General features: G+C 73.5%; 19 protein-coding genes. 11 read left to right on the forward strand and 8 right to left on the reverse strand.

Translation table 11 applies throughout. The features are described 5' to 3' along the window. Positions 1 to 78: 78 nt before the first annotated feature. Positions 79 to 2,529 (forward strand): ATP-binding protein, encoded by a 2,451-nt coding sequence (locus LPU43_RS09905; RefSeq protein WP_229399975.1) that lies wholly within the window; start codon positions 79 to 81, stop codon positions 2,527 to 2,529. On the opposite strand, the gene LPU43_RS09910 is transcribed toward LPU43_RS09905, so the two are convergent. Genes LPU43_RS09910 through ngcE form a run of 3 tightly spaced genes read right to left on the reverse strand, consistent with a single transcriptional unit; the run spans position 2,522 to position 5,696 of the window. After that, on the reverse strand, positions 2,522 to 3,379 hold the full coding sequence (locus tag LPU43_RS09910) for a carbohydrate ABC transporter permease (RefSeq protein WP_229399976.1): 858 nt from the start codon (positions 3,377 to 3,379) through the stop codon (positions 2,522 to 2,524). The genes LPU43_RS09905 and LPU43_RS09910 overlap by 8 nt on opposite strands. Beyond that, on the reverse strand, positions 3,376 to 4,284 hold the full coding sequence (locus LPU43_RS09915) for a carbohydrate ABC transporter permease (RefSeq protein WP_229399977.1): 909 nt from the start codon (positions 4,282 to 4,284) through the stop codon (positions 3,376 to 3,378). The genes LPU43_RS09910 and LPU43_RS09915 overlap by 4 nt, the downstream gene beginning before the upstream one ends. After that, entirely contained in the window at positions 4,281 to 5,696 is a 1,416-nt protein-coding gene (gene ngcE, locus LPU43_RS09920) for an N-acetylglucosamine/diacetylchitobiose ABC transporter substrate-binding protein (protein WP_229399978.1), read from the reverse strand. The genes LPU43_RS09915 and ngcE overlap by 4 nt, the downstream gene beginning before the upstream one ends. 189 nt (positions 5,697 to 5,885) lie before the next feature. Here ngcE and LPU43_RS09925 point away from each other — a divergent pair, with 189 nt between their 5' ends. Continuing rightward, on the forward strand, positions 5,886 to 7,337 hold the full coding sequence (locus LPU43_RS09925; RefSeq protein WP_229399979.1) for an acyltransferase family protein: 1,452 nt from the start codon (positions 5,886 to 5,888) through the stop codon (positions 7,335 to 7,337). Positions 7,338 to 7,415: 78 nt separating this feature from the next. Continuing rightward, the gene (locus tag LPU43_RS09930; protein ID WP_229399980.1) at positions 7,416 to 8,402 is read left to right on the forward strand and encodes a hypothetical protein; all 987 of its coding nucleotides are present in this window, start codon (positions 7,416 to 7,418) and stop codon (positions 8,400 to 8,402) included. 76 nt (positions 8,403 to 8,478) lie between these two features. On the opposite strand, the gene LPU43_RS09935 is transcribed toward LPU43_RS09930, so the two are convergent. Next, entirely contained in the window at positions 8,479 to 9,156 is a 678-nt protein-coding gene (locus LPU43_RS09935) for a Tat pathway signal sequence domain protein (RefSeq protein ID WP_229399981.1), read from the reverse strand. Between the two features lie 474 nt (positions 9,157 to 9,630). On the opposite strand from LPU43_RS09935, the gene LPU43_RS09940 reads away from it, so the two are divergent. The 4 genes from LPU43_RS09940 to LPU43_RS09955 all read left to right on the forward strand — a co-directional run bounded on the left by LPU43_RS09940 (position 9,631) and on the right by LPU43_RS09955 (position 13,188). Next, positions 9,631 to 10,410 carry a TetR/AcrR family transcriptional regulator gene (locus tag LPU43_RS09940; protein WP_229399982.1) on the forward strand — a complete coding sequence of 260 codons (780 nt, stop codon included), beginning with the start codon at positions 9,631 to 9,633 and terminating at the stop codon, positions 10,408 to 10,410. 300 nt (positions 10,411 to 10,710) lie between these two features. Continuing rightward, the gene (locus LPU43_RS09945; RefSeq protein ID WP_229399983.1) at positions 10,711 to 11,340 is read left to right on the forward strand and encodes a DUF6230 family protein; all 630 of its coding nucleotides are present in this window, start codon (positions 10,711 to 10,713) and stop codon (positions 11,338 to 11,340) included. A 1-nt stretch (position 11,341) separates the two neighbouring features. Beyond that, positions 11,342 to 12,007 carry a DUF6114 domain-containing protein gene (locus LPU43_RS09950; RefSeq protein ID WP_229399984.1) on the forward strand — a complete coding sequence of 222 codons (666 nt, stop codon included), beginning with the start codon at positions 11,342 to 11,344 and terminating at the stop codon, positions 12,005 to 12,007. A gap of 215 nt (positions 12,008 to 12,222) precedes the next feature. Beyond that, positions 12,223 to 13,188 (forward strand): NAD(+)/NADH kinase, encoded by a 966-nt coding sequence (locus tag LPU43_RS09955; RefSeq protein ID WP_229399985.1) that lies wholly within the window; start codon positions 12,223 to 12,225, stop codon positions 13,186 to 13,188. Here the strand turns inward: LPU43_RS09955 and murD are convergent. Continuing rightward, positions 13,185 to 14,534 (reverse strand): UDP-N-acetylmuramoyl-L-alanine--D-glutamate ligase, encoded by a 1,350-nt coding sequence (gene murD / locus LPU43_RS09960; protein WP_229399986.1) that lies wholly within the window; start codon positions 14,532 to 14,534, stop codon positions 13,185 to 13,187. The two genes, LPU43_RS09955 and murD, sit on opposite strands and share 4 nt — an antisense overlap. Before the next feature lie 88 nt (positions 14,535 to 14,622). On the opposite strand from murD, the gene LPU43_RS09965 reads away from it, so the two are divergent. Beyond that, positions 14,623 to 15,966 (forward strand): MurL-like N-terminal domain-containing, encoded by a 1,344-nt coding sequence (locus tag LPU43_RS09965; protein ID WP_229399987.1) that lies wholly within the window; start codon positions 14,623 to 14,625, stop codon positions 15,964 to 15,966. Positions 15,967 to 16,088: 122 nt separating this feature from the next. Here LPU43_RS09965 and LPU43_RS09970 read toward each other — a convergent pair whose 3' ends face one another. Then, positions 16,089 to 17,996, reverse strand: a complete 1,908-nt coding sequence (locus tag LPU43_RS09970; protein WP_444543569.1) for a PucR family transcriptional regulator — start codon at positions 17,994 to 17,996, stop codon at positions 16,089 to 16,091. A 117-nt stretch (positions 17,997 to 18,113) separates the two neighbouring features. On the opposite strand from LPU43_RS09970, the gene LPU43_RS09975 reads away from it, so the two are divergent. Further along, the gene (locus LPU43_RS09975) at positions 18,114 to 19,394 is read left to right on the forward strand and encodes a serine hydrolase domain-containing protein (protein ID WP_229399989.1); all 1,281 of its coding nucleotides are present in this window, start codon (positions 18,114 to 18,116) and stop codon (positions 19,392 to 19,394) included. Between the two features lie 347 nt (positions 19,395 to 19,741). After that, the gene (locus tag LPU43_RS09980) at positions 19,742 to 20,134 is read left to right on the forward strand and encodes a hypothetical protein (RefSeq protein ID WP_229399990.1); all 393 of its coding nucleotides are present in this window, start codon (positions 19,742 to 19,744) and stop codon (positions 20,132 to 20,134) included. Positions 20,135 to 20,353: 219 nt separating this feature from the next. On the opposite strand, the gene LPU43_RS09985 is transcribed toward LPU43_RS09980, so the two are convergent. Further along, positions 20,354 to 20,776, reverse strand: coding sequence for a MarR family winged helix-turn-helix transcriptional regulator (locus LPU43_RS09985; RefSeq protein WP_229399991.1), 423 nt, complete (start codon positions 20,774 to 20,776; stop codon positions 20,354 to 20,356). 87 nt (positions 20,777 to 20,863) lie between these two features. On the opposite strand from LPU43_RS09985, the gene LPU43_RS09990 reads away from it, so the two are divergent. Beyond that, positions 20,864 to 21,862: a quinone oxidoreductase family protein gene (locus LPU43_RS09990; protein ID WP_229399992.1), complete on the forward strand. Its 999-nt coding sequence runs from the start codon at positions 20,864 to 20,866 to the stop codon at positions 21,860 to 21,862. A gap of 100 nt (positions 21,863 to 21,962) precedes the next feature. Here the strand turns inward: LPU43_RS09990 and argG are convergent, their stop codons facing one another. Continuing rightward, positions 21,963 to 23,414 carry an argininosuccinate synthase gene (gene argG / locus LPU43_RS09995; RefSeq protein WP_229399993.1) on the reverse strand — a complete coding sequence of 484 codons (1,452 nt, stop codon included), beginning with the start codon at positions 23,412 to 23,414 and terminating at the stop codon, positions 21,963 to 21,965. Between the last annotated feature and the right edge of the window lie 29 nt (positions 23,415 to 23,443).

Here is a 23,443-nt window from a genome sequence, read left to right on the forward strand (position 1 = left end):
CTGGCACCCCGCCGTCCTCCCGATGACCTTTCTGGACATCCGTGGACGACCGTGGACGGCTCCTGGCACGATGCGTGGGTGACCGAGAAGTCCCATGGGGGGTCCGGGGTGGACGGCATCGGAACGGAACAGGAGTTGTTGGCCGAGCTGAACTCGCTGCGGGTCCGGGCGGCCCGGCGGCGCGGCAAGGCCAGGCTCTCGCTCCAGGATCTGACGACGCTTTCTGGCGTGCCCAGGAGCAGCCTGGCGAACTACCTGAGCGGGCGCACCGCGATGCCCCTCGACGTCCTCGACCGGCTGCTGCTCGCGCTCGGGGTGAGCCCGGCCGAGGCGGGGGCCTGGGCGACGCGGTGGGAGCGGGCCACCGGGGAACGGCTGTGCGGCCGGCCCGCCGACAGCGCCGGGGCCGCCAGGGGACGCGACGACGAGCCGGCGGCTGCGGCACCCCGCGCCCCGGACCGGCCCGGCCCGTCGCTGCCGGTGCCCGCCCACCTGCCGCCCGCTTCGACCGCGTTCACCAGCCGGCAGGAAGTCCTGGCGAGCCTCGACGAGCTGCTCGCCGAGGCCGAACCGGGGCCGGGCGCGCCGGTGATCGCGGTCGTGACCGGGACCGCCGGGGTGGGCAAGACGACGCTGGCGACGTACTGGGCCCAGCGGGTCCGCGACCGTTTCCCGGACGGTCAGCTCCACGTCAACCTGCGGGGCTTCGACCCGACGAAGGAGCCGGTCTCACCCGCCGAGGCCGTACGCGGCTTCCTGGACGCCTTCGGCGTTCCCCGGCACCGGGTCCCGGCCGGCACCGAGGCGCAGATCAACCTGTTCCGCAGCCTGCTGGCCGGCCGGCGGATGCTGTTGCTCCTCGACAACGCCCGGGACGCCGAGCAGGTCCGTCCGCTACTGCCCGGCTACTCCGGCTGCCTGGCGCTGATCACCAGTCGCAGCCAGCTACCCGGCCTGATCGCGGTGGAGGGCGCCCGGCCGATCGCCCTGGAACTGCTCACCACCGAGGAGTCGACGGCGCTGCTGGTCCGCAGGCTCGGCGCCGCCCGGGTGGCGGCGGAACCGGCGGCCGTCGACGAGATCGTGCGGCACTGCGCCGGCCTGCCACTGGCCCTGGCGGTCGTCGCCGCCCGCGCCGCCACCCGCCCGCGCTTCCCGCTGGCCACCATCGCCGCCGAGCTGCGCGACGCACCCCGGCGGCTCGACCCGCTCGCCGGCACCGAGCCCGGCATCGACGTCCGGGCCGTCCTCTCCTGGTCGTACGCCCAGGTCAGCGCGCCGGCCGCCCGGCTGTTCCGGCAGTTCGGGCTGACCTGCGGGCCGGACGTCGGGGTCGCCGTGGTGGCCAGCCTCGCCGGCACGTCGGTGCCCGAGGTCCGGCCGCTGCTCGCCGAGCTGGTCGACGCGCACCTGGTCGCCGAGCACCGGCCCGGCCGGTTCACCTGCCACGACCTGCTGTGCGCGTACGCCCGGGAACTGGCCGACGCGGACCCGGAGCCCGACCGGCGGGCGACGACCCGCCGGGTGCTCGACCACTACCTGCACACCGCGCACCGCGCCGAGCGGCCGCTGCATCCGCCCCGGGGCCCGATCGCGCTCGCCGACCCGGCACCCGGGGTGACCCCGCAGCAGCTCGGCGACCGGGCCGCCGCGCTGGACTGGTTCGGCGCGGAGCACCGGGTGCTCGTCGCCGCCGTCGCGCACGCGGCCGACACCGGCCACGACCGGCACGCCTGGCAGCTCGCCGCCGCCTGCGTCAGCTTCTTCGACCTGCGCGGGCACTGGCACGACTGGGCCGACACCCAGAAGATCGCCCTGGCCGCCGCCCGCCGCCTCGGCGACCGGGCCGCCGAGGCCCACGCGCACCGCTTCCTGGGCGGCGTCGCGACCCGGTTCGGCCGGTTCACCGACGCCCACGCCCACCAGTCGCGCGCGCTGGAGCTCTTCGGCGAGCTGGGCGACCAGCTCAACCAGGCGTTCACGCACCGCAGCCTGGGCTGGATCGCCGAACGGTCGGGCCGGCACGCCACCGCCCTGCGGCATGACCTGCGGGCCCTGGAGCTGTTCCGCCGCACCGGTCGTCACCGCGAGGAGGCGCACGCCCTCAACTCCGTCGGCTGGTGCCACGCTCAGCTCGGCGACCACCAACAGGCGATCACCGACTGCGAGCGGGCGCTCGCCCTGCTCGACGAGCAGGGCGACCTGCCCGGCGTCGCCATGACGCTGGACAGCCTCGGCTACGTCCACCGACAGCTCGGCGCGCACGACCGGGCCGTCGAGCTGTACCGCCGGGCCCGGGACATCTTCGTGACGCTCGGGGACCGGCACGGCGAGGCCGAGGCCGAGGCGAACCTCGGCGACACCCTGCGCGAGGCCGGCGACCCCGACGGGGCCGCCGCCGCGTGGCGGCGCGCGCTGCGCATCCTCGACGACGTCGACGACCCGACGGCCGACGGGGTCCGGGCCAGGCTCGACGAGCTGGTCTGCGCCGAGCTGGACCCGGACGGCACCTGCCGGTCGACTACTTGAGCTGGCCGGCGGTGAGGCCGGACTGGACCTGGCGCTGGAAGACCACGTACACGATCAGCACCGGGACCACCGCGATGGTGAGGCCGGCGAAGAGCTGGGCGTAGTCGCCGGCGTAGCCCTGGCTGACCGACAGGGCGGCCAGGCCCTGGGCCAGCATCCACTTCGAGTCGTCCCCCTGAAGCAGCACCTGCGGCAGCAGGAACTGGTTCCAGTGGTTGAGGAAGTTGAAGATGCCGAGGCTGATCAGGCCCGGCCGCGCCATCGGCAGCATCACCCGGAAGAAGAGCCGGAAGTGGCCGGCCCCGTCGACGAGCGCCGCCTCCGCCACCGAGGTCGGCAGGGTGCGGAAGAACGCGGTGAGGAAGAAGACCGTGAAGGGCAGCGAGTACGCCGCGTAGACCAGGACCAGCCCGGTCCACGTGCCGAAGAGCCCGGCGCTGCGGACCACGAAGAACAGCGGCACCAGGGCCAGGAAGACCGGGAACATCAGCCCGCCGACGAACAAATAGTAGGCGAGCTGGCGGCCCCGGAACTCGTACCGGGCGAAGACGTACGCGGCGGTGGCCCCCATCAGCATGGTGAGGGTGACCGAGCCGGTGACCACGATCGCGCTGTTGAGGAAGTACCGGCCGATGTGCGCGCCGGTCCAGGCCCGCGCCCAGTTGTCGAACCGCAGCGCGCCGGGCAGCCCCCACGGGTCGGCGATGATCTCGGCGTTGCTCTTGAACGAGCTGAGCACCATCCACAGCAGCGGCAGCACGGTCAGCGCGCCCCAGAGCAGCAGGAACCCGTGCGAGAGGACGTTGGTGACGCCCCGCTCGCGCCGCACGGGCCGGTCGACAGCGGTCATGACAGCTCGATCCGTTCCCGCCGGCCGGCCCGCAGCGCCAGCACGGCGACCGACAGGGTCAGGAAGAACATCACCACGCCGATCGCCGAGGCGTAGCCGAACTTGGTCTCGCTGCCGAACGCGGTGTCGTACATCCGCACGCCGATCACGTCCGAGGAGAAGTTGGGGCCGCCGTTGGTCATGAGCTGCACCAGGATGAACCCGTCGAGCGCGGCGATGGCCAGGTAGATCCAGGCGACCTGCACGGTGTCCCACAGCAGCGGGATCGTGATGCGGCGCAGGGTGGTCCACCGCGACGCGCCGTCGAGCAGCACCGCCTCGTAGATCTCCCTCGGGATCGCCGACATGGCCGCGCCGAAGAGCACCACGTAGAAACCGACGTTGGCCCAGACCATCACCGCCAGCACGCACCAGAACGCGAACCGCGGGTCGCCGAGCCAGGACGGCCCGGACAGGCCCACCGCCCGCAGGGTGCCGTTGAACAGCCCGCTCGTCGGGTGGAGGACCTCCTTCCACAGCGCCGCGATGATCACCACCGAGAGCACCTGCGGAAAGAAGTAGACGGTGCGGTAGAACGCGCCGCCGCGTACCCCGGTCACGCCGGCCCGGCCCCGGCGCCCGCCCATGCTGAGCATGGTGGCGAAGAACAGCCCGAGCGCGATGGTGAGCACGGGCACCAGCGCGAGCAGGACCACGTTGTTCCGCAGCGCGTTCCAGACGTAGTCGTCGTGCCACAGCGCCTTGAAGTTGGCCAGCCCCACCGGGTCGGCCTGGGCGGAGTAGCCCATCCAGTCGGTGGTGGAGATCTGGAACGCCTGGAGGTACGGCGACACGACGAAGACGACGTAGAGCAGCAGCGGAGGAACCAGGAAGGTGAGGATCAGGGGGTACTTGCCGTGCTTCACGCCGACCGCTTGTACTTCTTGACCGAGCTGTCCTGCGCGATCGAGTCGGCGCCCTTCTGGCACTGGTCGAGGAACTCCGCCGGGCCGATCCGACCGCTGAAGAACTCGCCGCACGCGGCGTCGACGAGGTTGCGCTCCAGCTTGCGGTAGTAGTTGTTGTAGACCCAGTTGAAGCCGTTGTCGCCGGAGGCGTCCAGGGCCTTCACCACGGTGCTCAGCCCGTACGGCAGCTCCACTCCCTCGGTGGCCCCGGCGACCACCGTGAGGCTGGCGACCTTGCGGGTGAAGTCCTGCGCGCCCTGCTTCGACAGCATGGTGCGGAAGAACTCCAGACCCCCCGCGACGTTGCGCGCCTTCGCCGGCACCATGAACGGCTCGCCGGCCGTGCCCCGCACCGCCTCGAACGGCAGCTTGTCGCCCGCGCCCAGGCTCGGCGTCGGCGCGACCGTCATGTTGAACCCGGCCGGGGTGACCGCCTTCTGCTCGTTCTCCAGCCAGGAGCCGCAGGAGATGAAGGCGGCCTTGCCCTGGCACCACGCGGTCTGCGACTGGACGTGGTCCAGGCCGGGCGAGCCGTCGAGGATGAGCTTGTCCTTCACGATCTGGTGCCAGGCGTCGGCGGCGGTCCTCATCGCGTCGGAGCGCCAGGCGTTCGGCTCCAGGTTGTCGATCGCGACGGCGACCGACGTGCCGCCGAACTTGATCGCGGTGGAGATCAGCGGCCAGCTCATGTAGCGGGGGTGCTTGCCGGCGTACGTCCAGGGGGCGACGCCCGCCGCCTTGATCTTCTTGCACAGGGCGATGTGCTCGTCCCAGGTCTTCGCGTACTCCCAGCCCCGGTCGGCGAAGAGCTTCGTGGAGTGCCAGATGCCGTACACCGTGTAGGTGTAGTTCATCACCAGGAACCGGTCGTCGTACGAGCCGACCTCGACCGCGCCCGGCAGCAGGGTGTCCCTGACGGTCTTGCCGGGGACGTCGAGGCTCGGCGCGGCGAGCAGCTCGCCCAGGTCGGCGAGGGCGTTCTGGGAGACCAGCCCGTTGAAGTCGATCTGGCCGGCGCCGGAGTTGTTGACCACGTCGGGCGGGGTGCCGTCGACGAAGCGGGGCTGGAGCGTCTTGCTGATCTCCTGGGTGGCGGAGTGCTTGATCTTCGCCTTCGGATGGTGCGCGGTGTACATGGCCTCGTGGGCCTTCGCGTACTCCTCGCCGAAGCCGCCGCTGAAGATGACGACCTCCAGCGGGGCGTCCTCCGCCACCCCGAGCGGGTTCTGCGCGGACTTGGTGCCCTTGTACACCTTGCCGTCGCCCGAGTCGCCCCCGCCACCGGTGGCGCAGCCGGCGAGCAGGCCGGCGGCGGGGGTGGCCAGCAGGCCGGCGGCGGCGCCGCGTCGCAGAATGTCGCGCCTGTCCATCGTCGCTCCTCGGATTCGTCCGGCGGACCTGTCGTTTCTCTTCAAAAAATCGAAATTTGCTGAAGAATTTCTACGACAGGCGGGCTCCGACTTCAAGACCTGGCCGCCGAACCGTTATCAGCACCGGCCGCCCGGGAGGGCCGGGCCGTTGTCGCCACCGGACGGCCCGCGCTGGCATAGCCTGGTCACATGCGCCGCCTGCGGCAGCTCGCCGACCGCACGCCGGCGGGCCGCGAGCGCTACGTCGACCTGCTCCGGGCGGTCGCGATCACGATGGTCGTCGCCGGCCACTGGGGCGTCAGCGTCGTCGACCGGGACGCCGCCGGGCGACCCACCGGCCACTCCGCGCTCGCCGACCTGCCGTGGGCGTACTGGCTCACCTGGCCGGCCCAGGTCCTGCCGGTGTTCTTCCTGGTGGGCGGGTTCGCCAACGCCGCCTCGCTGACCGCGCGCCGGGCCCGGGGCGCCGACGCGACCGGCTGGCTGCTCGACCGCAGCGCCCGGCTGGTGCCGCCGACCACCGCCCTGCTGACGGTCCTCGCCCTCGGCGCGGCGGGCGCGAGCCTGTGGGGCGTCGACCCGACCCGGGTCCGCCAGGTGGTCTGGTTCGCCACCATCCCGCTGTGGTTCCTCGTGCCCTACTTCGCCGTCGTGGCCCTCACCCCGCCGATGCTCGCGCTGCACCGCCGCTTCGGGCTGGCCGTGCCGGTGACGTTGGTGGCCCTGGTCGCGCTCGGTGACCTGGGTCGGCTGACCGGGCCGGCGCTCCTGGCCGCCGGCAACCACCTGGCCGGCTGGCTCGCCGTGCACCAGGTCGGCTTCGCCTGGTACGACGCCCGCGCCCGGCCGGCCGGGGCCCGCCCGCTGCCCACGGGCCGGCGGGCGGCGGTCGCTCTGCTGGCCGGCGGGCTCGGGGCGCTGATGCTGCTGACCACACTCGGGCCGTACCCGGTCGCCATGCTCCACGTGCCCGGCGAGCGGCTGGAGAACACCGCGCCGCCGAGCCTGGCGCTGCTCGCCCTGGCCACCGCCCAGCTCGGGCTGATCCTGCTGCTGCGCGACCCGGCGGAGCGGTGGCTGCGCCGGCCCCGGCCGTGGCAGGCGGTGATCGCGGTCAACTCGGTGGTGCTGACGGTCTTCCTCTGGCACCTCACGGCCGCCCTGCTGCTCGTCGGCCTGCTGGACGCGGTCGGCCTGCTGCCGACCCCGGCGGCGGGGACGGCGGCCTGGTACCTCTGGCGCGTGCCGTGGCTGCTGCTGCTGGCCGTGGTGCTGGCCGGGCTGGTCGCGGTCTTCGGCCCGGTCGAGGCGCGGGCCGGCCGACGACGACCGGCGGCGGGCCGACCGACGACCGGGCCGGCGACCGGGCCGGTCGGGCCGGCGCCGCCCGGCACCGGGTCGCCCCCACCCGCGCCCCGGGTCGCCGAGCCGTCCCCACCCGCGCCACCGGTCGCCGGGCGGGCCCGGTCCGCGCTGGTGGTCGCCGGGTACGTCGCCGTGATCGCCGGGCTGCTGGTCAACACCCTTACCCCGCAGCGCGCGCCCGCGCCGCTGGGGCTGCCGGTGGCGGCGCTGGTCGCGTACCTGGCCGGGGCGGGGCTGCTGCGGCTGCTCCGGTCCGGGTGGGGGCACCGGGGCTGACCCGGTCCGCCGTGGACCGGCGCGACGCGCGGGCGTCGCCACCCGGGGCGGGCCGGCGGTCGCGGGTACGATCCGGCGGTGCGGATCTTGCCCGACGTGGCGCTGCCCAGCGGCGAGGCGGGGGCGACCCCGGCGCGGATCGCCGACGGCGTACGGGCCTGGGTGACGTCGCCGCCGCTGCGGGGCCTCGTGGCGCGCTTCGGCGGCGATTGGCCGGCCGGCGACGACGGGCTCGCGGCGGTGCTGGCGTGGCTGGACGAATTCTCGGCCCGGCACTGGGACTTCCGGCGTGGCCGGGAGCGCCCCGAGGCCGGCGAGCCGGCCCTCGACGCCCGGACCGCCGGCCTGGTGCTCGCCGCCGCGTCCGCGCTCGGCCTGGCCCGGTCGGCCCCGCCGGCCCGCCCGGCGTACGCGCACCTGGTCGTCCTCGGCGGGCTGGCGCACGCCTGCCTGCGCCGGGTCGCGTACGCCGCGCACCTGCTGGGCTCCGGCACGTCGGTGGCCGGCGAGGTGGCCGTGCTGGGCAGCTTCCGGCCCCTGTCGGAGGCGGAGCGGGAGGTGCTGGCCGGCGTCGGGCTCGCGGGCTGCGAGACCGAGGTGGACGCCCTCGACGCCGCCGTCCGGCTGGCGTTCCGGGTGGCGGGGCCGGCCGAGTCGGGCGGCGTCGACGCGGGGCACCCGCACCACTCGTGGTCCTCCCGCACCTACCGCCCGCCCGCGTCGCCCCCGGTGCGGGTGCTCGCCGCCCCGTCGAGCGAGCCCGACCGGCGGCGGGCCCACACCGCCGACACCCAGCGGTTCTGGGCCGAGCACGTGCGGCTCTCCCCGGGCGACGCGGTGCTGATGGTGACCGCGCCGATCTACGTGCCGTTCCAGCACTGCGACGCGCTACGCACCCTCGCCGTGCCGTACGGGTGCGGGATCGAGACCGTCGGCGTCGACCCGGCGGTGCCCGACCTGGCCCGGCTGCCCGAGCCGGTGCTGACCCCGGGCCGGCACCTGCAGGAGATCCGGTCGGCGATCCGGTCGATGCGCGCTTTGCACGCCGACCTCGCCGTCGGCTGACCGGCGCGGCGCGGGGCCGGCGCCCGACGCGGGGTCGGACGCCGGCCGCGGGTGTGCGGTCACTCCAGCCCTGCGGTCACTTCACGTAGACGAGCGCGCCGCCCTGGGTGGTGTCCCGGACCGGGGCGTACGTGGCGCTCCAGTACGCCGTGTTGAAGCAGGTGCCCGGCCCGCTGGTCTTGGTGAAGACCTGGTTGGTGAACTTGATCGAGTTGTCGGCGTTGGACGCCGTGCCCCTCAGCGCGCCGCCGCTGGCCGTGTAGGTGCAGATCATGGTGCCGATCAGGCTGCGCAGCGAGACGGTGGCCGTGATGTTGCCGGTGATGGTGACCGCGCCGGCGCTGGTGACGGAGACGTTGAAGGGCAGGTTGTTCACCGTCACGCTGTTCACGCCGAGCGTGCCCACCACGTTGGAGGTGCAGGTGCCGAAGGTCTGCCCGGTGAGACTCTCGGTGGCGGTGCCGGGCGAGGCCGGGTTGGTCAGCGTCTTCGCGGTGAAGCTCGACGCGGAGCACTTCACGCCGGTGGTGCTGCTGGCGCCGTCGTAGAAGGTGGCGGTGGTGCCGGCGGCCAGGTTGGCCTGGAGGATGTCCCCGACCGCCACCGCGGGCCCGCTCAGGCTGCCGGTGGTGAGGACGTTGTTGGCCAGTGCGGAGACGGTGTCGGGGGCGGCGACCGCGGGCGTCGCGCCGACGAGGGAGCCGAGCAGCGCGACGGCGGCGAGGCCGACGGCGGCACGTCCGTACTTGGGCATGGTGGGTCCTTTCGACGGTGGTCGGTGCGGCGGTGCGGTCCGTCGGGGGTCACCGCGCCGACATGCGGCGGCGCGACCGGCGACCGCGGAGAGGTGGCCGCGAGCGGGACGTCTCGCGGTGGACGGGCCGTCGCCGGGAACGGTCGGCGACGGGTGGAGCCCGCAGGAGGGCGGCGTGGTGCAGGGACGGTGGCCGGGTGGTCCGGTGACCCCGCGGGCCCGACCGGAGGTGCTTCCGGTCGGTCAGCGCCCGAGGTGGGCTGGGGCGGCGCGGCGGAGCCGCGTCACCTGCGCCTTCCGGCCTTGGGAGGGCGGATGTGGTCAGCGATAATGACGACCATCGAGCCTCCTTCGGCGTTGCTCGGTGCGGCCATCCCGAAGAAGATGACCATGAGTGACACAACCGGAACTCAACGTGCTGAAGTTATAAACCCCCGAGAGTCGCAAAGTCAATCCTTTCATTCAGGGAGGTCGATGTCGATGGTGCTGGCACCGCACTCGGCGGCCGATCCGACCCCCCTTCCCGGCGCCCGCCTCGGCCGCGATCCGGAACGGGCGATCAAGCGCGGCCCGCGCCGACTGTCCCCCGAGGTGGTGGCCGCCACCCAGCGGGACCGACTCTTCGACGGGCTCGTGCACGAGGTGGCCGCGAAGGGCTACGACAGCGCCCGGGTCACCGACATCTGCCGCGCCGCCGGGGTCACCCGGCCCGCCTTCTACGCGCTCTTCGCCGGCAAGGAGGACGCCTTCCTGGCCACGTACCGGCACGGCATCGCCGTCCTGCTGCGCCTGATGGACGACGCGTACACCGAGGCCGGGCACGACTGGGTCGACGCCGCCCGCGCCACGCTGCGGACACTGCTGGAGGTGCTGGCGCACGTGCCCGCGTTCGCCCGGATGGCGCTCGTGGAGATCGACGCGGCCGGGCCGGCCGCCCGGGCCGAGCGGGACCTGCTGCTGTCGGAGTTCCACCGCTTCTTCCGCCCCGCCCGCCCCCGGTCGCCACTGTCGACCGCCGAGGACGAGTTGCTGGTGACCACCGTGGTCGGCGGAATCCACAGCACCCTTCGGCAACGGGTCGCCCAGGGGCGCACCGCCGAGCTGCCCCTGCTCCTGCCGGTGCTGACGTACGCCATGACCGCCCCGTTCCTCGGCCCGCAGGCCGCCGGGCGGGCCGCGCGGCTGGCCGATCCGGGCTCCGGGCCGGGCGTCGGCACGCCCTGCGCACCCGCCCCGGCGCGACGCGACGGCTGACCCGGACCGGACGGCGCGGCGCGACGGCCGACCAGGACCGGACGGCGCGGCGCGGCGGCGCGGAGATCGACCGACGACGCCGCGCCGGGAGTCGGAAACCGCCGCGGTTTTTCGCTATTGGCCACAATTCGCAGATCGACCGAGTCCATTGACCGTGAATGTTGACCGGGCCTTTACTCGGCGGTAACTTCGGCTCGCAACCACCTCGACGTCACGCACACGCCCAATCGGATCATCAGCGCGAAGAACGCAGAGCTCTCCGCATTGGCGGGGAGGAATCGATCTCGAAGAGGAGCCGTCATGTCGGACGACACCGTACCCACCGAGCCCGGTCCCGCCCAGCCGGGCGTGCGCTGGCGGCGGTTCGCGGCCAGCCTCGCCGTCGTCGGCGCGGGCGCCGCCGGAATGGTCATGCTCACCGCCCAGGGGGTGCTCGGCGCACAGTTCGCGATCTCGGGCATGCCGTTCGTGGTCACCGCGGACAAGCTCACCGGGACCGGGTTCCAGCAGTTCGCCACCCTCGACGAAATGATCCCGGACAGCCCCAACCAGGGCGACACCGGCGGTCAGGTCGTCGTGATCGTCTCGGCGATCGACAAGGCCGAGCTGACCAATCTCTGCCAGAGCATCAACCTCGGTGGCATGTACATGAAGATCACCGCCGGCAACGGCGGAAAGCCGGTCAGCGCCCGCACCCTGGTCGTCGACTCGGACGAGATCACCGGCAACGCCTCGTTCAACCGGATCGACATCGGCCAGGACGCCAGCACGCTGGACAAGGTGCCCGGCGTCAAGGGCAACCCGGGGGTCTTCGGCCAGCAGGCCGACACCGTGACCATCGACAAGCTGCGGCAGAACAACTACGCGACCACGGCCGCCGTCTTCACGCTGCCGAACCTGCGGATGCGCTTCGCCTCCGAAGGCTGCTGAGATGACCGACGGTGGCGGCCGGCCGAAGGGCCGGTGGCGGGCGTGGCGGCGCAGCCGCCCCTTCTGGGGCGGGCTGCTGGTCGCCCTCGGCGGCATCGAGATGCTCGTGACGCTGCGCGCGCCGCTGCCGGTGATCCTGAAGATCGGGCCGCAGGGGCTGGCCGGGTACCTCGTGCCGGTCGTCCTGCTGCTGTGCGGCGTGCTGCTGCTGACCCACCCGCCGCAGCGCGTGTTCTACGCGTTGGTCTCGATGGTGCTCGCCCTGGTCTCCTGGCTGACGTCCAACCTGGGCGGCTTCGTCATCGGGATGCTGCTCGCGCTGGTCGGCGCGTGCCTGGCGTTCGCCTGGACCCCGGTCAAGGCGCCGCGCGGCGCCGCCCGCCCGGCCGGTCCCGCCGAGCCGGACGACCCGGCGGCCGGGGGCCCGGCGGCCCTCACCGGGCCGCCCCCGGCCCTCGCCCGGCCCGGGCCGGCTCCCGCCCAGCCGGGGCCGGCTCCCGCCCAGCCGGGGCCGGCTCCCGCCCAGCCGGAGCCGCCTCATGCCCGGCCGGAGCCGCTTCCCGCCCAGCCGGGGCCGTCGACCTCCGCGCAGCCCGGGTCACCCGACGCGGCCGAGCCCACCCCCGCCGCCGACGGGCGGCACCGACGGGCGGCCGACCGGACGTAGCCGCACCGGCGGGCGGCCCCGGCGGGCCGCCCGCCGCGAGCCGGCCCACCGCCGCCGCAGGCGGCTTCCGCCGGGGTGCCGGGGTCGGCCCGCCCCAGTGCGCGCCCGCCCCGGGCGGCTTTCCCCGGGATGCCGGCCCCCGGGCCGTACGGTGCGTAACGTCTGTCCTGATCGGCACGGCCCGAGGGAACAGGCCGGCCCGGGACGGGAGAGGCATGACCGACGTGCTCACGCCAGGCCGGGAGCCGCACGTCCTGGGCCTGGTGATCCACCCGCGCAACGACGTCAGCGAGTCGGTCGCGACGGTGACGCGGGCCGCCCGGCGGCACGGCGCGCGGGTCGTGGCCCGCCCCGCCGACGCCGCCCGGCTGGGCGACGGCGTGTCGGCCGTGGACGACCGGGAGTTCGTCGAGCGCGTCGACACCGTGATCAGCCTCGGCGGGGACGGCACCATGCTCGGGGCCATGCGCCTGATGGCGGGGCGGCAGACACCGGTGCTCGGGGTCTGCCACGGCAACCTCGGGTTCCTCATCGAGGTCTCCCCGGCGCAGCTCCCCACGGCCCTCGACGACCTCGCCGGCGGCCGGTTCCGCCTCGAACCGCACAGCTGCCTGGAGGTCACGGGCGGCACCGGCCTCCCCGGGCCGACCCCCGCGTTCAACGACCTCGTGGTCGCCGCCGACCGGCCGAGCAAGACCGCGACGGTCGACCTGGAGATCAACCACGTCCGGCACGGCTACTACCGCTGCGACGCGGTGATCGCGTGCACCGCCACGGGTTCGACGGCCTACAACTACGCCGCGGGCGGCCCGGTCATCTCCCCGTCGATCCCCGCGATCGGGCTGACGCCGGTGGCGCCCATGTCGGGCATCGGCCGCGCCCTCGTCCTCGGCGGCGAGGACACCGTCGCCCTCTGCAACCCCTCCGAGCACCGGACGCTGCGGATGTCCCTCGACGGCGCGACCGGCGGCCGGCTCGAACCCCGGGGCCGGGTCACCCTGCGGCTGCGGCAGAACGTCGTCAACGTGGTCCGGTTCGATCCCGACGCCCTCGGGTGCCGCAACCGCGTCAGGCTCAGCCTCCTCGACCTGCCGCTGCGCCCCGACCAACTGCTCGAACTCGTACCCGACCACCTGCGGGAGCGCGCCCGGCGGCTGCGGCACGCGCCGGCCGCACCCTAGCCGGCGGCGGTGTCGCGGACCGCCTCGGCGAAGACCTCCGAGCGGTGCTCGAAGTTGCGGAACCGGCCGTAGCTGGGCGCGGCCGGCGAGAGCAGCACCACCCCGTCGGCCGGGGTCAGCTCCCGGGCCCGGCGCACGGCGGCGACCAGATCCTCCACCACCTCGGAGCGCACCCTCGGCAGGCCGGCGAGGGCGGCCACGATCCGCTCGCCGCTGTCCGGCACGCCGAGCACGGTGATCTCGCGCTCGGCCAGGTGCTCGCGCAGCGGCGTGTAGTCCAGCCCCCGGTCGGTGCCGCCGACGATCACCGTCAACGGCCGCCCCTCGTACGCGTCGATGGCGTGCATCGCCGCGTACGGGCTGGTGGCGAGGGTGTCGTCGACGAAGGTCAGCCCGGACGGGTCGACGATCTCGGTGAGCCGGTGGGCCAGCCCGTGGAACCCGGCGACGGCGACCGCGAGGGTGTCCCGCTGTGCCGCCACGTCCACGCCGAGGGCGTCCAGCACGGCGAGGGCGACGCAGAGGTTGCCCTCGTTGTGCCGGCCCACCAGCGGCAGCACCGCGCGCGGGAACAGTGGCCGGTCGCCGAGGTGGAACCAGGGCGCGCCGTCGGGGCCGGCGGCCACGTGGGTGGTGTCCGGCGTGCCGGCGCGCACGGCCGGGCGGTCGCCCAGCTCGGCGGCGAGGCGCGGGTCGGCGCCGTTGACCACCACCGTCTCCGGCCCGTGGGCGAGCAGGTTGAGCTTGTCCCGGTAGTACTCCCGCTCGCCGCCGTGCGCGTCCAGGTGCTCGGGGAAGAGGGCGGTGACCACGGCCACCCGGGGCGAGTCGGCCAGGTCGGCGCACTGGTAGCTGGACAGCTCCAGCACGTACAGGTCGGCGTCGGGCAGGTCGAGCAGCGGCACCCCGATGTTGCCGCCGAAGACGTTCGGCCGGTCGACGGCCGTGAGCAGGTGGCTGATCAGGCTGGACGTGGTGGACTTGCCCTTGCTGCCGGTCACCCCGACGGTGCGCCGGGCGTGGTCGGCCATCCACAGCGCGCTGCCCTGGGTGACGGTGACGCCCCGGCGGCGCAGCTCGACCAGCCACGGGTGGGTGTTCGGCACCCCGGGCGAGCGGACCACCACCTCGGCGGCGGCGAGCCGGGCGAAGCCCTCCTCGCCGGTGACCAGCGGGGCCGCCTCGGCCAGCGCCCCCTCCCAGGACAGGGAGAGGAAGTTGGCGCTGTCGTCCACGGCCACCAGCTCGGCCGGGCCGTGCGCGGCGATCGCGGTCACGGCCGCCCGGCCCTCCCGGCCGGTGCCCCAGACGGCGACGGTACGTCCGCGCAGGTCAGACAAGCGCACAGGGGTTCTCCTCGGGCTGGGGGTCGGTGGGCGGTCCCGGTCCGGCGCAGCCGGGCACGGCCGGACGAACCAGGGCCTAGTATGGCGTGTGCCCAACGAGCAGCTCCGGCGGATGGACGCCTTCACCTTCCCGTCCTACTCGATCGACCTCGCCACCGGCGAGGCGTTGTTCGACTACGCCCTCACCGGCCCCGACGGCGAGCAGCGGTTCACCGAGGTGATCACCCTGCCGCTGCCCGCCGAGCCGCCGTCGGACGCGACGGTGGCGACCCTCGGCCGGGTCCTGGAACTGCTGCACGTCGTCGCCGGGGTCAGCTACTACAAGGCCGCCGCGCCGCGCCGGCTGGTGCTGCCCGCGCCGCTGGGCCCGGCCGCCGCCGAGCTGGTCACCGCCGTCTACACCAGGGGCCTCGCCGAGTACGCGTACCGCAACCAGCTCCCGCACGTGCTGGAGCTGGCCCCCGAGATCCCGCCCGGGGAGGTGTCGCCCGCCCGCGAGTACGACAACTCGGGCCTGCGCCCGCTGTCGGCCGTCGGCGGCGGCAAGGACTCGATCGTCAGCCTGGAGGCGCTGCGCCACGCCGGCCTCGACCCGGTGCCGTTCTCGGTGAACCCGAACCACGTCATCGTCTCGGTCAACGAGGCGTCCGGGCTGCCCGCCCTGGCCGCCCGGCGGCGCATCGACCCGGTGCTGTTCGACCTCAACGCCGCCGGCGCGCGCAACGGGCACATCCCGGTCACCGCGATCAACTCGCTGATCGCGGTCGCCACGGCGGTGCTCAACGGCCTGGGCCCGGTGGTGATGTCCAACGAGCGCTCCGCCTCCGACCCGAACCTGGTCTGGAACGGGCACGAGATCAACCACCAGTGGTCGAAGGGGGTCGAGGCGGAGGGGCTGCTGCGGGCGGCGCTGGCCGAGCACGCGGGGCTGACCGAGCCGTACTTCTCGCTGCTGCGCTCGCTCTCCGAGCTGCACATCGCCCGGCTGTTCGCCGGCATCGACCGGTACGACGACGTGGTGACGAGCTGCAACGCGGCGTTCAAGCTGCGCGACGCCAGCGAGCGGTGGTGCCGCGACTGCCCGAAGTGCCGGTTCGTCTTCCTGGCCATGGCGCCGTTCATGCCGCGCGAGCGGGTCACCCACATCTTCGGCGGTGACCTGCTGGCCGACGAGTCCCAGATCGCGGGGTACCGGGAGCTGCTGGGCGTGGACGGGCACAAGCCGTTCGAGTGCGTCGGCGAGGTCGAGGAGTCGGTGGTGGCGCTCGGCCTCCTCGCCGAGCAGGACCAGTGGCGCGAAGCCCCGGTGGTGCGGGCCCTGGTCGCCGCCGTCCCCGAGGATGCCTGGTCGACGGCGAGCACCTCTGACGTCTTCACCCCGACCGGCCCGAACCACATCCCCACCCCGTACGCCAAGACCCTGACCCCCTGACCTGACCTCTCCCTCTCCCCCGCCTCCCCGTGTTGATCAAGAGGCTTACGTCAGGAACGGGCCGAATCCCTGACGCAAACCTCTTGATCAACGGGGCCTTGGGGTGGGGCGGGGTGGGTGGGTCAGCGGGTGCGGATGGCGTCCAGGGTCAGCAGGGCCACGTGGAGGGAGAGGGCGACCTCCACCGAGTCGAGGTCGACGTCCAGGACGCGGGCGATGCGGGCCAGCCGCTCGTAGAAGGCGGGCCGGGACAGGTGCGCCGCGGCAGCCGCCGCCGACTTGTTGCGGCCCTGCTCCAGGTACGTCCGCAGGGTGCCCAGGAGCTGCTCGCGGGGGTGCCGGGCGTCGTACGCCAGCAGTGCCCCCAGCTCTCGCTCGACGAACGTCTGCAATCGCGGCTCGTCGCGCAGCAGATGCAGCAGGCCGGCGAGCCCGACGTGCGGGAGCCGGAAGATCGGCAGGTCCCGGCGGTCCCGGCGGGCGGCGTCGGCGACCTGCCGCGCCTCGACCAGTGAGCGGCGCGCCTCCCGCAGGCTGCCCACCCCGCTGCCGGCGGCGACGATCACCGCCCCGGGGCCGGGGGTTCGGGGCGCCGAACCGGCGGGGCCGGCCGGGCCGGCGGTTCCGGTGGCGCTGGCCGGGCCGGCGCTGCCGGCGGGGCCCGCCGGTCGGGTCGGGCCCCCGGGGCGGGACGGGGCGGGATCGGCCAACCGGGGCGGGGCGGCGTCGATCCGGTTGCGGCGCAGCGCGGCGGCGAACCCGGCCAGCGCCCGCTCCTCGGCCGCCGGGTCGGGCAGGGCGAGCAGCACGCCGACGGCCTGGTCGTCGACGGCGCTGCTCAGGCCGGTCAGCTTCGCCTCGCGCAGGGCCTGCCCGACCGCCTCGGACAGGTCGCGCAGCCGGGCCGGCCCGGCCTCCGGGTCGACCGGGCCGGGCTCCCCCGGGCCCTCGGCCGCCGGGTCGTCGCCGCGGTACCGCACCATCACGCCGACCAGGTGGCGGCGTTCCAGCACCACGCCGAGCGCCCGCGCGCGCAGGGCCACCTCGTCCACCGGACGGGAGTGGTCCAGCAGGGCGGTGAGCAGGGTCCGGTGGATCTGCCGCTCCAGCCCCTCGGCGTCGCGCCGGATCAGCCGGCCCAGGGCGAGGGTGGAGGCCGCCCGCTCGACGAGGATGGTCAACCGGGTCGGCGGGTCGGCGGGTCGCCCAGCCCGGTCGGCAGGGTCCGGCCCGACCCCGCCACCGGGGGCCGAGCCCGGGACCGGGACGGGGGTGGGGGCAGCCGCGGGGGTGGACAGTTCGCCGCTCACCGGCCAGCGCAGCAGCAGTCGCCCCCAGTCCTGCCCCCGCGCGCCGACGGTGGTCACCAGCCAGCCGCTGTCGGCGTCGTACGCGGTCCGCCCGACCGGGCGGATGCGCCGCGAGTGCTGCTCCCAGCCGTCCAGCAGCAGCTCGGCGCTCTCCCCCGCCGGGTCGTACGCGAGCACCTGCCGGGAGAGGTTCTCCAGCACCACCGGGCAGCCGGACAGCCGGGCGGCCTGCCGGACCACCTCGGCCGGCCCGGCGCCCTCGACCGACAGCTCGGTGAACCGCTGGTGAATCTCCTCCGTGGCCCGCAGCTCGGTGAGCTGGGCGTCGACGATCAGCGCGTGCACCGCCTCGGTGACCCGCACGAACGGGGTGGCCCGGCGCAGCTCGACCAGGAGCAGCCCGCGCCGCTCGGCGGCGGCGGCCATCACCCGGGGCACCGCGCTGACGTACCGACGGCCCAGCTCCACGACGAGCCCGGACACCCCGACGTCGGCCAGGTCGCCGATGAACGCCCGCAGCCCCGCGTCGTCGGCGGGCAGCCCGATGCCGGTGGTGAGTACCAGTTCGCCGCCGCGCAGCAGGGCGGCGATGTCGGGCACCTCGGCCACGTGCACCCAGCGCACCGGCCGATCCAGGGCAGCACCGCCCCCGGCCACCAGGCGGGGCGCGCCGTGGCGGACCGGGTCGAGCGCAAGGACCTCTCGGACGGTGGGAAACACGGGCGACACGCTACCGTCCGTGACGTCGATCCTGTACCACCAGTCGGCCCGGCCGTATCCCCGACATCGATCTGTGCAGTACGGTTCCTTCGACCACGATCAATTGGAAGGGGTCGCATGGACGGGACAACTGTCAGCCGGCGCGGGTTCGGCAAGCTGGTGGGTGCCGCCGCAGGGGCGGGGGCGCTGGGGGCGCTCGGGGTGGGCGCAACGGCGGCCCAGGCCGTGGGCACCTGGACCGCCACCGGCACCACGGTCGCCGCGCTGAGCGCGTTCGACAACGCGATGAAGGCGTTCATGCAGGCCAGAAGCATTTCTGCCGGGCAGCTCGCGGTCACCTATCAGGGGCGGTTGGTGCTCGCCCGGGGATACAGCGACAACTCCCCCCAGCCCATCCAGCCGACCTCGCTGTTCCGGGTGGCCAGCCTCTCCAAGTCGCTGACCGCCGCCGCGCTGGTCCGGCTGGCCCAGGACGGCAAGCTGAGCCTCGACGACCCGATCACGAAGTTCCTCCAGTTCACCCCGCCGGCCGGCCAGGTGGCCGATTCCCGGCTGCCCCAGGTCACCCTCCGGCGGCTGCTCCAGCACACCGGCGGTTGGAACCTGGACCTGACCGCGTTCGACCCCCTGTTCAAGGACCAGGTCATCGCCAGCTCGCTCGGGGTGCCGATGGAGCTGACGCACGCCGACGTCATCCGGTACATGTCCGGCCAGCCGCTGTCGCACGCCCCGGGCTCGACGGTCTCCTACAGCAACTACGGCTACCTGCTGGCCGGCCGGATCGTGGAAAAGGTCAGCGGCCTGCCCTACGAGACGTACGTGCGGCAGAAGCTGCTCACGCCGCTGGGCATCACCCGGATGGCGACCGGCTGGACGATCAGCCCGCACAGCGGCGAGGTCGGCTACGAGTCCCAGTACACGGGCCCGACCGTGCTGGACAACTCCGGCACGATCGTCAACGCCCCGTACGGCACATTCAGCATGCGGCTGCACGACGCCAACGGCGGCTGGCTCGCCTCGGCGGTCGACCTGGTCCGCTGGGCACGCGCCTTCGAAAGCGGCAGCACGGTGCTCAACAGCACCTCGACCGCGCAGGTCTTCGCCACGCCCGCCGGGCTCGGGGTGAATCCGGACGGTTGGTACTACGGGATGGGCTGGGCGGTCCGCCCGGTCACCGGCGGCACCGGACGCAACATCTGGCACACCGGCAGTTTCGCCGGCACGTACAGCCTGATGGTCCGCACGTACAACGGGCTGAGCTGGGCGGCCGTGTTCAACCGACGCGACGATCCCTCCGGGCTGAGCTACGCCGCGATCGACTCCGCGCTGTGGACGGCGGCGAGCGCCGTGACCAGCTGGCCGACCCACGACTTCTGGTCGACGTACTTCACCCCCTGACTCGGCCGCCGGCGGTGGGCGGAACGTCGCCCGCCGCCGGCGCGGGGACGGGGAGGCCCCGCCGCTCAGTCCCGGGCCCGCGCCCAGTTGAGAAGACGTTCCTGCAGGTTGAGGAAGATCAAGCGCGCACGAACGGCGGCAGACGGTGCGGACGGTGGGGTAGGTCGCCGGCTGGTCCGACTCAGCGGCAGACCGACGCTTGCTGTCCTCATCCCGATCCGTCGGCCACGCCCGGTGGCCTCGTCAACGGCTGAACTGCCGGAGTCACAGCTGCCACGGCGACAGGCTACGTTGCTCGGATGAGTCTCCTCGATGACGTCGCAAGGCGTGACGGTTGGCGGTGCTGGGTGTGTGACGAGCCAGTCGACGCCGAGATGTCGGTGAACGACCCGCGTGGTCCCAGCGTCGACAGCCGCACAGCCGACAAGAAATCCAAGGTCGCCGAGCGACTCGCGCACCGAGCCTGCAACACCCGCAAGGGCGCGGTCAAGGTGGTCATCGCCTGGCCGGACCGTCTGCACGTGGTGGAGCCCGCGCCGCTGATCACCGTCGCCGAGCGGCTCGAACGCAAGGGTGGCCGCGAGTTGGTCGCCCGCTGCCCGAGCAGGAAGGACGCCCAGGAGGCGGCGGACTGGCTGGTCGACCGGTTCTCCCGGCTGGTGCCCGGGCTGCCGGTGACCGCAAGCGTCGACGCCGGCGGCGGACAGTACCTCGTCGCCCTGGCCACCGGCCGCCGCTGACCGGTGGCCCTGGTCGGCGGGCCAGCGCCTTGTCAGGCTGGCTGATGTCTCCGACCACCGCCTCGTCAGGTCGATGATCCGGTTCTCGATCTGGTCCGACATGCCCATGCCGTGCCCCGCACGGGCAGCCGCCCCGTCCCGGGTTCGTGCCGCTCGGGCGGGGGCAGGTTCCGCCCTCCCGCGCGCGCAGGTTCCGCCAGGTGAGGCCGCAGGTGCGTGTCAGCCCAGCGCCTTGCGCAGTAGCGCCGTCAACCGGTCCTGTTCGTCGGGTGAGAGCCGCCCGACCGCCGTACGGGCGAAGGTGAAGGCCGTTGCGAACCGGTGGTTGATCTCGTCTCCCCGGGGGGTTCTCGCGACGAGTCGTGCGCGGCGGTCCCGGGGATTCGGCTCGCGCGTCACGAGGCCGAGCGCTTCGAGACGTACGACGATCTGGGTGATGTTGGAGGCATCGCAGCCGAGCTCCTCGGCCAGGGCGCCCATGCCCCGTCGCTCATCGAGTCGCCCGAGCACACACGCCTGCGCCGGGCTGAGCGACAGCTCGGCTGCCGCCGCCTCGTAGGCGCGGTCGTACACGTCGACCAGGTCGAACAAGGCGGCCTCGGCCTCGGACGAGGGAGTCACGGGTCCGTTCGGCAGCGCCACGTCCCCCAGCCTAGAGGAGTTGTTTGATTCACTCAAATAGTTGTGCTCCAATGATCCTTGATGGACTCAAGTAAACGAGGGGGGCCGATGGCGAGCAGAGTCGAGCGCACAGCGGGCGGCGCGATCGTGGCGCCGCAGATGAACGCGGTCGTCCTTGACCGGTTCGGCGGAGTCGACGAGTTCTCGGCGCGCCGGATACCGCTCCCGCAGGTCGGCGACGACGACGTCCTCGTCCGGGTGGAGTACGCAGGCGTCGGGTCCTGGGACGCGGGCGAGCGGGAAGGGGGATACGACGGCGTCTTCGGTGTCGCGTCGACCTTCCCCTATGTCCTCGGCTGGGACGCGGCGGGCACGGTGGCCGCGGTCGGACGCAACGTCACGCGGTTCGACGTGGGCGAGCGGGTCTACGCCGCGACGATGCCGGTGCCGCGTGGCGGCTTCTACGCCGAGTACGGCGTCGTCGAGGCGGAGTTCGTGGCTCGCGTTCCCGACCGGCTGCCGACCGAACAGGCCGGCGCGATGGCGTGGGATGCCCTGACCGCACTGAGCGGCCTCGACCTGCTCGGCCTGCGGCCGGGCGAGACGCTCATGGTCTTCGGGGCCAGTGGGGGCATCGGCCACATGGCCGTGCAACTGGCGCGGCACAGCGGCATCCGGGTGTTGGCCGTGGCCTCCGGTGACGACGGTGTCGCCCTGACCCGGCGGCTGGGCGCCGACGACGCCGTCGACGGCCGCCGAGACGACGTGTTGGCCGCGGCGTTCGAGTTCGCACCGGGCGGGCTCGATGCGGCTCTGGTCACCGTCGGAGGCGAGATTGCCGAACGATCCCTTCGCGCGATCAAGAAGTCGGGACGGATCGCCTGGCCGAACGGTGTCCTGCCCGCGCCGGCGGCGTCGCCGGGCGCGACGGTGTCCCACTACGACGGGGATCGGAGCCGCGCCACCACCGATCGGCTGAACGCGATCATCGAGGCGAGCTCCTTCGAGGTCCACGTCGCCCGGACCTTCCCGTTGGCGCGAGTCGGGGATGCGCATCGCGCCCTGAATGATCACTACGTCGGGAAGCTGGCCCTCAAGGTCGGATAGGACGCGACAGGCGGCCCGAGGCTCGCTGACCGACGCGGCCCGGAAGCCCCTGGACGCGAGGGACTTCCGGGCCGCGTGACGTTCACGTCCGGGGCGGCGCTCAGTCGACGCCGAACTCCATCGCGGCGCGGTCGAGTGCCTCGTCGTCGGTGGAGGAGATGCCCCGGGAGGCGATGGCCTCCGCGCCGCCCTGCGGCATCGCGCCGATCAGCCCGGTCGAGGCCGCCTGCGCGGCGCCGACCATGCGCTGGGGGGCCGCGCCGCCGACCATGCCGAGGGTGGCGTACTGCTCCAGCTTCGCCCGCGAGTCGGCGATGTCCAGGTTGCGCATGGTGAGCTGGCCGATCCGGTCCGACGGGCCGAACGCCGAGTCCTCGGTACGCTCCATCGACAGCTTGTCCGGGTGGTAGCTGAACGCCGGGCCGGTGGTGTCCAGGATCGAGTAGTCCTCGCCCCGGCGCAGCCGCAACGTCACCTCGCCGGTGACCGCCGTGCCGACCCAGCGCTGCAACGACTCGCGCAGCATCAGCGCCTGCGGGTCCAGCCAGCGCCCCTCGTACATCAGCCGACCGAGGCGGCGACCCTCGTTGTGGTAGTTCGCCAGGGTGTCCTCGTTGTGGATGGCGTTGACCAGCCGCTCGTACGCGGCGTGCAGCAGCGCCATGCCGGGCGCCTCGTAGATGCCCCGGCTCTTGGCCTCGATGATCCGGTTCTCGATCTGGTCCGACATGCCCATGCCGTGCCGGCCGCCGATGGCGTTGGCCTCCAGCACCAGGTCGACGGGGCTGCCGAACTCCTTACCGTTGATCGTCACCGGGCGGCCCTGGTCGAAGCCGATCGTGACGTCCTCGGTCGGGATCTCCACCGACGGGTCCCAGAACCGGACTCCCATGATCGGGTTGACCGTCTCGATGCCGGTGTCGAGGTGCTCCAGGGTCTTCGCCTCGTGCGTGGCGCCCCAGATGTTGGCGTCGGTGGAGTACGCCTTCTCGGTGCTGTCCCGGTACGGCAGGCCGCGTTCCAGCAGCCACTCCGACATCTCCTTGCGCCCACCCAGCTCGGTGACGAAGTCGGTGTCGAGCCACGGCTTGTAGATGCGCAACTGCGGGTTGGCCAGCAGGCCGTACCGGTAGAAGCGCTCGATGTCGTTGCCCTTGAAGGTCGAGCCGTCGCCCCAGATCTGGACGTCGTCGGAGATCATCGCCCGCACCAGCAGGGTTCCGGTCACGGCCCGGCCCAGCGGGGTGGTGTTGAAGTACGCCCGCCCGCCCGAGCGGATGTGGAACGCCCCGCAGGTCAGCGCCGCCAGGCCCTCCTCGACCAGGGCGGCGCGGCAGTCGACCAGTCGGGCGACCTCGGCGCCGTAGCTGAGCGCGCGGCCGGGCACCGAGGCGATGTCGGGCTCGTCGTACTGGCCGATGTCGGCGGTGTAGGCGCAGGGAACGGCACCCTTGTCGCGCATCCACGCGACCGCGACCGAGGTGTCGAGGCCGCCGGAGAAGGCGATGCCGACACGTTCGCCGATGGGCAGGGAGGTGAGGACCTTGGACACAAGGAAGATTATGCACTAGGCCGCATGGC

The sequence above is a fragment of the Micromonospora okii genome (assembly GCF_020884795.1).
GTDB classification, from domain to species: domain Bacteria; phylum Actinomycetota; class Actinomycetes; order Mycobacteriales; family Micromonosporaceae; genus Micromonospora; species Micromonospora okii.